At 63.0% G+C, this 11,245-nt stretch carries 13 protein-coding genes; 4 read left to right on the forward strand and 9 right to left on the reverse strand.

The features are described 5' to 3' along the window. Positions 1-64: 64 nt before the first annotated feature. Positions 65-847, reverse strand: a complete 783-nt coding sequence (locus EFD55_RS24410) for an alpha/beta fold hydrolase (protein ID WP_125848245.1) — start codon at positions 845-847, stop codon at positions 65-67. Positions 848-1,208: 361 nt separating this feature from the next. Between EFD55_RS24410 and EFD55_RS24415 the strand changes: the two genes are divergently transcribed. The 3 genes from EFD55_RS24415 to EFD55_RS24425 all read left to right on the forward strand — a co-directional run bounded on the left by EFD55_RS24415 (position 1,209) and on the right by EFD55_RS24425 (position 3,030). Beyond that, positions 1,209-1,892 carry a GntR family transcriptional regulator gene (locus EFD55_RS24415; RefSeq protein ID WP_125848247.1) on the forward strand — a complete coding sequence of 228 codons (684 nt, stop codon included), beginning with the start codon at positions 1,209-1,211 and terminating at the stop codon, positions 1,890-1,892. A gap of 149 nt (positions 1,893-2,041) precedes the next feature. Continuing rightward, entirely contained in the window at positions 2,042-2,545 is a 504-nt protein-coding gene (locus tag EFD55_RS24420; RefSeq protein ID WP_125848249.1) for a MarR family winged helix-turn-helix transcriptional regulator, read from the forward strand. A gap of 71 nt (positions 2,546-2,616) precedes the next feature. After that, positions 2,617-3,030: an NUDIX hydrolase gene (locus EFD55_RS24425; RefSeq protein ID WP_125848251.1), complete on the forward strand. Its 414-nt coding sequence runs from the start codon at positions 2,617-2,619 to the stop codon at positions 3,028-3,030. A 43-nt stretch (positions 3,031-3,073) separates the two neighbouring features. On the opposite strand, the gene EFD55_RS24430 is transcribed toward EFD55_RS24425, so the two are convergent. The 4 genes from EFD55_RS24430 to EFD55_RS24445 form a co-directional block, all read right to left on the reverse strand. Further along, entirely contained in the window at positions 3,074-4,375 is a 1,302-nt protein-coding gene (locus EFD55_RS24430) for an epoxide hydrolase family protein (RefSeq protein WP_125848253.1), read from the reverse strand. A 136-nt stretch (positions 4,376-4,511) separates the two neighbouring features. Then, entirely contained in the window at positions 4,512-5,582 is a 1,071-nt protein-coding gene (locus tag EFD55_RS24435; protein WP_125848256.1) for a DUF3095 family protein, read from the reverse strand. A gap of 115 nt (positions 5,583-5,697) precedes the next feature. After that, positions 5,698-6,093 carry an Ohr family peroxiredoxin gene (locus EFD55_RS24440; protein WP_125848258.1) on the reverse strand — a complete coding sequence of 132 codons (396 nt, stop codon included), beginning with the start codon at positions 6,091-6,093 and terminating at the stop codon, positions 5,698-5,700. 272 nt (positions 6,094-6,365) lie between these two features. Next, on the reverse strand, positions 6,366-7,562 hold the full coding sequence (locus EFD55_RS24445; protein WP_125848260.1) for a TCR/Tet family MFS transporter: 1,197 nt from the start codon (positions 7,560-7,562) through the stop codon (positions 6,366-6,368). Between the two features lie 147 nt (positions 7,563-7,709). Between EFD55_RS24445 and EFD55_RS24450 the strand changes: the two genes are divergently transcribed. Beyond that, positions 7,710-8,348, forward strand: a complete 639-nt coding sequence (locus EFD55_RS24450; protein ID WP_125848262.1) for a TetR/AcrR family transcriptional regulator — start codon at positions 7,710-7,712, stop codon at positions 8,346-8,348. An 11-nt stretch (positions 8,349-8,359) separates the two neighbouring features. Here the strand turns inward: EFD55_RS24450 and EFD55_RS24455 are convergent, their stop codons facing one another. The 4 genes from EFD55_RS24455 to EFD55_RS33505 all read right to left on the reverse strand — a co-directional run. Continuing rightward, entirely contained in the window at positions 8,360-8,980 is a 621-nt protein-coding gene (locus EFD55_RS24455) for a hypothetical protein (protein WP_125848264.1), read from the reverse strand. Positions 8,981-9,096: 116 nt separating this feature from the next. Continuing rightward, positions 9,097-9,444 carry a CAP-Gly domain-containing protein gene (locus EFD55_RS24460; protein WP_125848266.1) on the reverse strand — a complete coding sequence of 116 codons (348 nt, stop codon included), beginning with the start codon at positions 9,442-9,444 and terminating at the stop codon, positions 9,097-9,099. Between the two features lie 120 nt (positions 9,445-9,564). Beyond that, on the reverse strand, positions 9,565-10,941 hold the full coding sequence (locus EFD55_RS24465; RefSeq protein ID WP_125848268.1) for an extensin-like domain-containing protein: 1,377 nt from the start codon (positions 10,939-10,941) through the stop codon (positions 9,565-9,567). 4 nt (positions 10,942-10,945) lie between these two features. Beyond that, positions 10,946-11,245: hypothetical protein (locus EFD55_RS33505; RefSeq protein ID WP_208653551.1), on the reverse strand; the 300-nt coding region annotated here is incomplete at its 5' end.

An 11,245-nucleotide genomic window follows, 5' to 3' on the forward strand; every position in this document is an offset into this window, starting at 1 on the left:
CTCCTGGGGCCCGGGATGACAAAGCAAGGTCGCATGTCATCCCTCTCGTCCTCACCGCTCTTGCTCAATCCGTGTTCTGTCCCCCCGCCTCGAGGATCAACCGGGTGATCTCGTCGGGATGAGAGATCAGCGACAGATGGCTTGATTTCACCTCGATCGTCTTTGCCCCCATGCGTTTCGCCATGAAGCGTTCGAGATCGGGATTGATCGTCCGGTCCTCGGTCGAAACGGCATACCAGCTCGGCTTCGAGCGCCAGGCGGCCTGCGTTGTCTTACCGGTCAGCAGCGCCTTCTGGAACGGCTGCTGCACGGCGTAAAGCACCTTGGCCTTGGCCTCCGGCAGGTCGCCGGCGAAATCGCTGAGGAATGCGGCTTCGCTCAAGCGTCCCTCATCACCGTCGAAGACGATCCCGGCGCTTGCCGGCGGCGTCGGGAAAGACTTGGCGAGCGCGGTATAATCCTCGCCCGCATCCGGCGCCCGGGCCGCGACATAGACGAGCGCCGAAACATTGGGATGCACGCCGGCCTCGGTGACGAGCATTCCGGAAAAGGAATGCCCGACCAGCACGGTCGGGCCGTCCTGACGGTCAAGCACGCGGGTGACGGCAGCAACCGCTTCCGGCAGCGTCGTCAGCGGGTTCTGCACCGCCGTGGCGTTGAGGCCTGCCGCCTGCAGGCGCGCGATCACCTCGGTCCAGCAGGAACCGTCAGCAAACAGCCCATGCGCCAGCACGACATTGCGCGCCTTCACCGGAGCCGATGTCGCGGCCATGCCGCGGCTGGAAAGAAGAGTGGCGGCGGCGCCGGCAACGAGGGCGGCCGAGAAAGCCCGTCTGTTCATCATCATGATCTGGTTTCCTTGTGCGCTGAGACGGTTGAAGGGTCGAAAGCATGGGTCCGAAGCCCGGGCGGGCTCGGTGAAAATCGGTTGATCGATGACATCGTGTCGGGATCGCTCCTCCCGGACGCGAGGCATTGGCCTCTGTCCGTGTTGAGAGCGGTTCCGTGTATTCCAATTCGGCATTTGTTGCGGCTTGCGTATACAGAACGCCGCCGACTGGATATTTATGTATTCCTATTTCAGAAAATGTCAATTATTGAATACGTAACAGCTTCGTGATAGCCATTACGCATACACAGGCTCATATCTCGCGCGGGTTTGCATACGCGACCCGCCCCCCGGTCCGGAACAGTCAGGAGACGACGAAATGGCGAATGTCTTTGAAGGCGAGGATGACGATGATCGCGGCCTCATCTCCGACCGCATCCGCAACGCTCTCACCGATGAGATCGCCGCCGGCACGCTGGCGGCGGGTGCTGCCCTCGACGAACAGCAGCTCGCCGATCGTTTCGGCGCCTCCCGCACCCCGGTCCGGGAAGCGCTGCGCCAACTGGCGGCCGGCGGCCTGGTCGAGCTTCGCGCCCGGCGCGGCGGCATCGTCGCCAGCATGACGCCGGAGCGCATCATGGACATGTTCGAGACGGTGGCCGAGATCGAAGCCGTCTGCGTCAGGCTCGCCACCTACCGCATGACGCCGCTGGAGCGGAGCCGCCTGATCGAGCTGCACGATCTCTCCCGGCCGATCGTCGAGGCGGGCGATTTCGACGCCTATGACAGCTTCAACCGCCAGTTCCACGAAACCATCTACCACGCCACCCATAATGGCTTCCTCGCCGAACAGGCGATCACCATACGCAACCGCCTGAACGCCTTCCGGCGCACGCAGCTGCGCCAGGGCGAACGGCTCAGCCGATCCCGGGACGAACACGATGCCATCATGCAGGCGATCGCCGAAGGCGACGGCGAGATGGCGTCACGCCGCATGCGCGCCCACATGCTGAACGCCGCCACCTCGCTCAGCCGTTTCATCGAGGCCGGCAAGCCGGCGTGAGTTTGTGGCTCCTATGCTCGAGCCCCCGACGCTTTTGGGCGGCTATCGCGGCAGATACCGTCCCGGAAATCGACGCCTGAAGCTTGCGATTTAATCGGATACGATATATATAAGACATCGATATTCAACGAGCTGAAGAGGATGGTCCAATGCCGACGTCTAAAAGTGCAAAAGCACCCGACATGCCTGCGCCCGCCTCCCCCGCGGGCAAGGAGGGCAGGAAGCTTTCGAACTTCCTGTGCTTCGCGGTCTATTCCACCAATCTCGCCTTCGGCCGCGCCTATAAGCCGATCCTGGACGCGCTTGGCCTGACCTATACGCAATATATCGCGCTGGTCGCCCTCTCTGAGGAAGACGACCAGACGGTCAGCATGTTGGGGGAAAAGCTGTTTCTCGAATCCAATACGCTGACGCCGATCCTCAAGAAGCTGGAATCGACAGGCTATCTCACGCGCCATCGCGATCCCGCCGATGAACGGCAGGTCCGCGTGAGCCTGACGCCGGCCGGGCGCAATCTCCTGCTCGACGTTGACCCCGGCGGCACGCTGATTGCCGCCACCGGCCTCGGCGACGATTTCCCCGTCGTCCAGCAGACGGTGACGAGGCTGCGCGACAACCTACTGCGGGCGCAGGCCGAACCGGAGAAATCTTGATCGCCACGCCTGTCACACGTTGGTGACATGCCTGCGGCGGTGCATTTTTCTTCCGCAACGGAGAAGACCACATGCCCGAGATCGCGATGGGCGCCTTGAGCCGCAACGGAACGTTTCTTCTCGCAAGGCGAAGTTCTGAGCGCAGGATTTATCCAGGTCGCTGGAGCCTGCCCGGCGGCCACATCGAGGACGGCGAAGACGCCGAGGCGGCGATGCGCCGGGAATTGATGGAGGAAATAAGCGTCACGCCGGAGCGCTGGCAGCTTGCGCGAAAGTTCGTGTCGCAAGCTCCGCCCGAGGCATCCGCCACCTTTCACGTCTATCACGTCGAGAGCTGGCAGGGCTTCCCCAAGCTTGTCGGCGATGAACATACCGAACTCAGATGGTTCAGCGCCGCCGAGATAGAATGCGAAACCGAGCTGGCGCCGCCCCAGCTCGGTGAAATACTTGCAAGCCTCGCTATACCGGCGGGCGGCAAAGACTGAAAACGCAGCGCGCGGACCGGTCCGGCGCGACGCGCTTCCTGCTTCACTGGCGCAGCGACCGGAACGCCGTCCTCAACTCGGCGGTGAAAGCCGCCGGCTGTTCCCAGGCGGCGAAGTGACCGCCCTTCTCCAGCCTGTTGTAGTGAATGAGCTTCGGATAGGCCTTCTCCGCCCAGCTCTGCGGCGCCTGGTAGATCTCATCGGGAAAAGCACTGACGGCAACCGGGATCTTGATGCCCCGGGGGTCGAAGAATCCGCCGCTCGGATGGTGCGCGTTTTCCCAATAGAGGCGCGCCGAGGAGATTGCCGTGTTCGTCAGCCAGTAGAGCGTGACGTTGTCGAGGATATCGTCCTTCGTCAGCCCCTCGGCCTCTCCGTCGAAAACGCGCGCGATCATCCGGTAGCTGCGGATGTCGTGGTCGAGCATCCAGGCCGCGAGACCAACAGGCGAGTCGACGATCGCGTAGAGCGTCTGCGGCCGATTATTCATCTCGATCGCATAGCCCAGCCCATTCTTATAGAAGTCGTCGAGCTGATCCCAGGCGCGCCTTTCGTCCGGCGACAGGTCGGCTGGCGGCATGCCGCCGGCCGCGAGAGCCTTGGCGATGTCAGCCGGAACCGTGGCCGCCATATTGGTGTGGATGCCGAGCAATCCCGGCGGTTCCTGCACCGCCATCAATTCGGTGACCGCATTGCCCCAGTCGCCGCCCTGCGCCACGAATTTCGTGTAGCCGAGACGTTGCATCAGCGCCGCCCAGGCGTGCGCGATGCGAGGCGGGTTCCAGCTCCCCGACCCCGTCGGCTTCCCGGAAAAGCCGTAACCTGGCAAAGACGGGATCACCACATCAAACGCGTCCTCTTCGCTCCCGCCATGGGCTGTCGGATCGGTGAGCGGTTCGATGATCTTCAGCTGCTCGATGATCGAGCCTGGCCACCCATGCGTGACGATGATCGGCAAGGCATTTTTATGTTTGGAGCGGACGTGAATGAAATGAATGTCAAGCCCGTCGATCTCGGTGATGAACTGCGGGAGCGCATTGAGCCGCGCTTCCATCTTGCGCCAGTCGTAATCCGTCGCCCAATGCTTCGCGAGTTTCTGGATCGTCGCAAGCTGCACCCCCTGCGCATCGCCCGCAACGGTCTCCTTGTCGGGCCAACGGGTGACCGCGACGCGACGGCGGAGGTCGTCGAGCTGATCCTGAGGGAAACTGACGCTGAACGGGCTGATCTCCTCGCCGTTCGCCCGCGCGCCGGGCACGCCGGCAATGAGGCCGACGGCCCCGGCGGCGGCCGTGGCTGCAAGCAGCTCGCGCCGCGTCGGCGATAATGAAAATATGGGGGACATGACGCTCTCCTATCGTTCGATCTGCGTGGATGGGATACGAGGATCGACTGGCCGACCTCGTTTGTAACAGCAGGTCATTCGCGTCTGCCCGGGACTATGCCCCCGGGCAATCCGGGGGTCAATTGACCCGGTCAGGCTATGCCTCTGCTGCCCTGACTGTCCTTTCAGGCCGGCGCGACGACATTGCTGCAAGCGCGCCCTCCTCCATCATCTCGGCCGCTTTCGCGTAGCCGCCGCCCATTCCGTCCAGGAAATGCAGGTGCGAATCCGGCCGGCCTGAAGGCACAAGGCAGGTCATCAGCGCATGCGACTGGCGGTGCAGGCCGAAATCGATCTCGCCACGCGCTCTTGCCGCGACGAGAATGGCTTCGACGCTGTCGATCTCTTCCGGCGTGCAGTCCAGAGTCAGACGCAAACCATCGTCGAACTTGCGGAAATCCGAATGGGAGGCAACCTCCGACCAACCTTCCTCACTGACCTGCTTCGCACTGTCCCTGGGGATAGCATTATTCCGCGAAAGCGGATGTGACCGGCGCGGCGCCGCATCGAAAACCTGAAGCACGCGCCTGGCGAGCGCCGCAAAAACCTTGGGGCTCGTGTGCTCGCGAGGCTCGACCAGCAGCGACAGGATCTCCCCCTGCCGGCTCGGAAACGGCGCCCAGTCGCAGCTCAATCCCGTCAGATCAGGCCTCGTCGCATAGCGGCCCGGCTTGACGAGATAGCGGCCGTTCTTGATCTGCTGTTCCGCCCATTTGAGTCCGCCGCCGGCAAACATCGCATAGGTCGCGTTTTCGGAAGCGGCATAGCGGGCGATCTTCACGTCGCGCCCGCCTGCGCGGATCTCGCGCACGGTGAGCAGGCCGACGCGAAGATCGAGATCAAGATCGCTCCTGGCGAAATCCGCGACCTGCCGCAACGCCGATGTCGCAGCCATCAGGCCGTGCGGTGGCAGGGCGAAGGCCGCTCCGTCTCCGCGAAACACGAAGGGGAAATCGAAGGAGCCCCAGGCATTGCCGAGCGCCGCGATGATCGAGGCGCCGGCATAGTTGACGTCTTCATAGCGCCCTGCCCCGATTGCCGCAGTCGAGCTGACGACATCGGTGATGCCGATCAGCCAATCCTCAGGCAACGGCTCGTAAACATCTGGGTCGAGCAGAAGCGAAAACTCGTCATAGGCCCGGTGCGGCTCTGCGTGGCTATTGGTCATGGCATGTTCTCCGGATCGGCGGCGTTTGCGATGGCTGCTGGTTCAGGAACGGGTCTGCCGGCCGAACGGCAGACCCCCGCTTCGAAGATGACGGCGACGAGGCCGGTCCTTCCACTCAGACAAGCCTGGTTTCGACGTCGATATTGCCGTGCGTGGCCTTGGAATAAGGGCAAATGCCGTGGGCTGCGTGGATCAGTTCCTCGGCGACGTCGCGATCGAGGCCGGCAAGGCTGACATTGAGGTGCGCACGCAGGAAGAAGGAACCGTTGTCGGCATGGAGGGTGATCTCGGCATCGACCTCGGGACCGGCCGGCAGCGTGATCTTGCGCTGGGATGCGGCAAGCTCGATAGCGCCGATATAGCAAGCCGACCAGGCGGCGCCGAACAGGTTTTCAGCCGCCGGATGCGGTTGCGGCAGCTTGATATCGAGCGTGCCGTCGCTGCTGCGGGCATAGCCGTTGTGGCCGCCGGCGATGTGGGTCTTGCCAGTGAAAAGAAGCTTCTCGGTCATGGTCATATTCCTTCGGTTGAATTTAAAGCGTATCCGATGTAATCGGATGCGCTCTAAATATGCCCACCGGAAGCCAATGTCAACACCATTCGATTTAATCGGATACGATTTATTAAATCATGGACCGAGACTGCCTCGGGAAGATGAAGTCTTGTCCCTGCGCGCAGCGCTGGCGAGCCTCCGCTCGCGCAATTCCGGGCGATGGCGTGCTCGATGTCCGCAGGGAAGCGCTGTTCCTGGGCACGAAAATAGCCTGAGCCAGATGCACTGTTTCAAGCGGTCGCCGCTTGCGCAGGACGGGCGGCGCGTGTCCCGAGAAGAACCAGCGGAACCGCAATGACATAGACGACGACGACGGAGAGCCAGATGGCGCCCGGCCATGCCTTCTGGACGGCGAGATAGAATGTCGAAAAGGCCAGCGGGCCGATGATCGAAGCCAGGCTGACTGCCGATGTCAGCACGCCCTGGAGCTGGCCCTGGCGGGCCGGATCGACCTGCCGGCTGGCGAGCGCCTGGAATGCCGGCGTGCCGATGCCGCCGAGCGCGAAGACCGGCATGATCGCGAACACGACCCAGCCCTGGCTGGCAAAGGCCATGGCAAGGAGAGCAAGGCAGGCGCAGGCGATGCCGACGACGACAGCCCCGCGCTCGCCCAGCCGTTTGGCGGCCGGGCCGGGCAGGAGCGCCTGCACGACCGTCTGGCAGACGCCGAAAGCGCCGAGCGAAAGGCCGACCCAGAGGCCGTTCCATCGGAACGTGTCGAAACCCCAAAGAGCCCAGCAGGTGCCGTAGGCTTCGCCTGTGGCGCTCAGGATGAAAAACACGAGGATGACGGGCAGAAGCCCCTTCATCGACAGGACCCAGCCGAGCGGCCGAAGCGGGTTGAGCGCCGCGAGGTCGATCTTTTCGCGTGCCGGCGTGCGAGATTCCGGCAGAACGAAGTAGGCCACCAGCATGTTACAGGCATTCAGCACGGCAGCGGCAATGAAGGGGAGCCGCAGCCACTGATCGCCGAGCAGCCCGCCGAGCACCGGGCCGATGATGAAGCCGATGCCGAACGTCGCGTTGAACAGGCCGAAGCGCCGGGCGCGCGTGTCCTCCGCCGAAATATCGGTGATATAGGCCATGGCCACCGAGACATTGGCGCTGGTGAGACCCGCGATGGCGCGGCCGAGAAGCAGCATCCAAAGCTCTGGCGCAAACGCCATGACGAGATAATTGATCGCAGCACCCGCAAGCGAAATGAGCAGCACAGGACGCCTGCCGAGATTGTCGCTCAAAGCGCCGAGCACCGGTGCGAAGATGAACTGCATCAGCGCGTAGAGCGCCGTCATGATCCCGATATAGGGAGCGATGTTTTCGGCATGGGTCACCTCCTGGAGAAGCCGCGGGAGAATGGGGAAGATGAGCCCTATGCCGGCGGCGTCGAGGCCGATTGCGGTGAAGATGACGATGAGGGGTTTGGACATGAGCACGTCCTCCTGCGCTGCACCCGGCGCGCATGGCGCCATGGTATACTGAGCTTAAATATGTACTTAGTACATAAATACGCCGACACATGCGGAAGTCAATGTTGAATGTGTACTGAGTATAAAATCCCTGCTATCGATGACGGCATGTCAACGCCACCCGACCGGCGAAGCCGCAAGCGCTTCGCCACGCGACGCTCCATTGCCCAGGCCGCCGACCGCCTCTTCCGCGAGCGGGGTTTCGAGCATGTGACGGTCGATGAGATTGCCGCCGCCGCCGATGTCGGGCGGATGACGGTCTTCAATCACTTTCCCCGCAAGGAAGACATGTTCTTCGACCGCGACGAGGAAGGCCGCGAGATCCTGCGCGAGGCATTGCGGCAGCGCGAGCCCGGCGTCTCGCCGATCGAGACCCTGCGCCGGCTTGCTCACCGGCTCATCGCCGAGAGAGCTCCCTTCGCCCAATTTTCTGACGAGAGCCAAGGCTTCGTCGAAACGGTCGAGCGCAGCGACACCCTCAAGGCGCGGGCGAGAGCGATACGAGACGAACTCGCTGACTTGGTAGCGGTGGCGATGGCGGAAGGTGCAGGCCGAGACGCCGGCGATCCCGCCGCCCATCTGGCGGCCGGCCTGCTCATGGCGACGTGGACGGTGGCTTTCATCCAGGCGCACCGGACCTTTCGGCGAAGCCGGGATTCCGAGGAAGCGAAAGCCGCCTTCCTCGCCCTCGTCGACCAGGGCACCATCGGCCTGAAAGCGGCCATGGCGGGCACGCCTTACGCTTAAATAGTGACGGCCTAAGACCGCGGCCGGCCATCGTCGAACAGCGCGGCAAGCCACTGGTAATATCGTGGCTGCTTCTCCCACAATTGGCTGCGCGAATAAGGCGGCCGCTCGATATTGCCGAACAGATAGACGCTCGCCGTCACCGCGAAGAACTCCCGGTCATTGCTCATCATGTAGGAATCATCAGGCCAGAGCCCGCGGCCGCTGCTGAAGAATTGCCTGACGTCCCCATTGCCGAAGCCGCCGGGGAGCATCCGGTCGTTATAAGCATGCAGAAGCTCATGCAGGATGATCGGCTTGTCGCGATCGAGCTCCCCGACGCGCAGGTCGATGCCGGTCTTGCTGCTGTAATGGCCGGGACCGAAGCCTGCGGCGGCGGGGTCGGCCCAGATCGGAATCGTCCGCATGAAGGTAAGGACGTCGGGTTTCAGATGGACACGCTCGACGATGTCGAGCTGCCTTTTGACGGCCGCGACCATCTTTTTATCGGGCTCCGCGCCCCTGGCATTGGTGAGATCGACCTGCCATCCGTGATAGCTGAAAACAAGCGGATCGGCGGCTGCCGCTCCGGCCATTGCGATCGTCATGGCGATGGCGGCGCAAAGCGCCAGAATTGTCGAAATCCTCCGCACCGGCCCCTCCTCGGCGTGTCACGATGCCGACTGTCGCACAGGCGATCGGGAGGCACAATCACGTCACCGCAGCGTCGATGCCGCCGACCTGATCTCGGAAAAAGCCAGGGCGGCGCTTAGACCTTCTCTTTCTTCTTGATCTTTTCCTTCGGCTCCACCGGCGCATCGGGTGTCGGGGCGAGCAGCTTGCGCAGCGATGCGATCTTATCTTTCACCAGCGGCCGAAAACGCGTCGCGCGATAGGGCATGTCGGCAGCGCCATAACCTTCCGGCCCGTCGTCGTTGCCGCGGTGGATTTCCTCGAGCTTCACCCCGATGAAGGTGCCGTCGACATAGTGGGTGTATTCGCCGATCCAGCGGATCGTATAAATCTCGCCCTTGCGGATGAGCTGGTCGATGCTGACATGCTTGAAGGTGTCGTTGATGCAGACGACCTTCTGGCCGACGTGAAATTCATAGCTCATGGATCAAACTCGCAAACGGTCTTCCGCCCTGCCGATCTATAGCGTGCCCGGCCGCGGGGATGAACCCTTTTCTGGCGGCAGGGCCCAATTGCCGCGGTAATGGGCGCGCAGGCTCACAACCTAATCGCAATAGACTTTGCCGCTCTTGCGGGAGCGCAGGTCGAAGTGGAAATGGTTCCAGTGTTCCGGATTGCTGCCCGGGCCGAGCACGGTGTTGAAATAGCGGCAGCTGTCGCTGCGCACCGCCTTCAGGAGCCGGCCTTCGCGGAAGGAGAACAGGCCCTTCTTGCGCACGTCGATCTCGTGGCCGTTCTTCAAGACGAACTTGCCGACGTCGATGGCGTTGCCGCGGGCGTGTTCCGACATCGGATTGTATCTCTGCCGGCTGTTGTTCATGCGCCGGCAGGAATAGCCGCCGAGCGGCTCGATCGTCTTGATGCCGGTCCAGTAGCGGTAGCGGGCCGATGGCGCCAGCTCGTTCTTCACCCATTTGGCGAAGGCAAGCGTCACCTGACAGTTCAGCGTCACCGCGGGGCTGACGCCGATATTGCCGGAAAGCCCTTTGAGCGACACCGGATAGGGCACTTGGCAGGCAGGACCGTTCGAAATCGGCGGCTTCTCGTCGAAGAGCACGCCCATGCGCTTCAGCTCCCGCCGGCAGGCGAGCTCGGAGGTCGGCATGACGCTCGGATCCACCGGTGCAGCGGGCTCGCTCATCATCGGGTTGTTCGGCCGGAGCATCGCGACTTCCTCACCCTCGTCCTCTTCTGGAACGCGGGTGGGCGCCACGACAGGGCTGCCGTCGCTCCAGGCGGGCGCCCGGCTCATCTGCGTCTGCGCTGCCGGCTGCGGCATCGCCCGCGGCGCAAGCCGGCGCGCGCGTTGGTTGAGCTGGGTCGGATTGTCGGTGCCGATGCCGTCGACCACCGGCTCAGTGGCATTGCCCTCGGCGATCTGCTGCTGCTGCTCTTGTGCCAGCCCGACCACCGGCTCGGCCCCGAGCTCGTCATCCATGTTGACGCCGCCGGACGGGATCGCAAGGTTCTTCGTGCCGCCCCAGTTTTCGGTCTGCTGGCCTGCCGCCATCGCCTCGTCGCTATCGATCATCGGCAGTCCCCGCGCCCCCGGCGCGGTGCGCCTTGCCGGCGCCGACAGCGCCGACTGCGTCAACGGCGCAGACGCAGTCTGCGCGGGATGCCCGGTGCCGGCGAGGTTGGGCGTGTCGAGATAATCGACGGAGCCCTGCGAATTGCCGACAGGCACGCTGGAAACGGGATAGGAGGCCTGGCTTTCGGCGGGCGCGAGGCGCTCGGCGCGCGTCATCTGCATCGAAGGCGCCATGCGGGCCGCCCCCCGCGCCGGCGAGATCGAGCTGACCCTGGTTCCGTTGTCGACATTGGCCGGCGGCACCAGCCCATCGCTGATCGAACAGGTCGTCAGCGCCGCCGAGAGCAGCACGGGCAGTAGGGATCGCCGAGGAAAGGAAACAAACGCCATACTCTTATCGCTTCCACAGGCCGGCAGTGCAGTGACCGAAAAAACTCGATCCAATTTTAATTAAAAACGGTGAACGAAAACTTACCCGCACAATCTGAACGCGACGCAGATGAAAAAAGGCCTGGGATGACGCAGCGTAAGGAGGAAGATTTCCCAACAAACTGAAGGCCGCTTGCGCGGCCTCAGACTGCTGACAAACCCGTCGATTTTTTCGGCGGGTTTTGCTTTTTTGGCGATAGGATTCTTTGCCGGTCGTGTTGGCAGAGGGCGAAGAAGGAGGTTTCGGCTTACGCCGTGGCCGGTT

Source organism: Rhizobium pisi (genome assembly GCF_003938655.1).
Lineage (GTDB): Bacteria > Pseudomonadota > Alphaproteobacteria > Rhizobiales > Rhizobiaceae > Rhizobium > Rhizobium pisi.

Bases quoted from the DNA above. Each gene is read 5' to 3' on its own strand.
- EFD55_RS24465 (WP_125848268.1), bottom strand. From the start codon at position 10,941: ATGGCGTTTGTTTCCTTTCCTCGGCGATCCCTACTGCCCGTGCTGCTC.
- EFD55_RS24430 (WP_125848253.1), bottom strand. From the start codon at position 4,375: ATGTCCCCCATATTTTCATTATCGCCGACGCGGCGCGAGCTGCTTGCA.
- EFD55_RS24425 (WP_125848251.1), top strand. From the start codon at position 2,617: ATGCCCGAGATCGCGATGGGCGCCTTGAGCCGCAACGGAACGTTTCTT.
- EFD55_RS24435 (WP_125848256.1), bottom strand. From the start codon at position 5,582: ATGACCAATAGCCACGCAGAGCCGCACCGGGCCTATGACGAGTTTTCG.
- EFD55_RS24415 (WP_125848247.1), top strand. From the start codon at position 1,209: ATGGCGAATGTCTTTGAAGGCGAGGATGACGATGATCGCGGCCTCATC.
- EFD55_RS24410 (WP_125848245.1), bottom strand. From the start codon at position 847: ATGATGATGAACAGACGGGCTTTCTCGGCCGCCCTCGTTGCCGGCGCC.
- EFD55_RS24460 (WP_125848266.1), bottom strand. From the start codon at position 9,444: ATGAGCTATGAATTTCACGTCGGCCAGAAGGTCGTCTGCATCAACGAC.
- EFD55_RS24450 (WP_125848262.1), top strand. From the start codon at position 7,710: ATGTCAACGCCACCCGACCGGCGAAGCCGCAAGCGCTTCGCCACGCGA.
- EFD55_RS24420 (WP_125848249.1), top strand. From the start codon at position 2,042: ATGCCGACGTCTAAAAGTGCAAAAGCACCCGACATGCCTGCGCCCGCC.
- EFD55_RS24445 (WP_125848260.1), bottom strand. From the start codon at position 7,562: ATGTCCAAACCCCTCATCGTCATCTTCACCGCAATCGGCCTCGACGCC.
- EFD55_RS24440 (WP_125848258.1), bottom strand. From the start codon at position 6,093: ATGACCGAGAAGCTTCTTTTCACTGGCAAGACCCACATCGCCGGCGGC.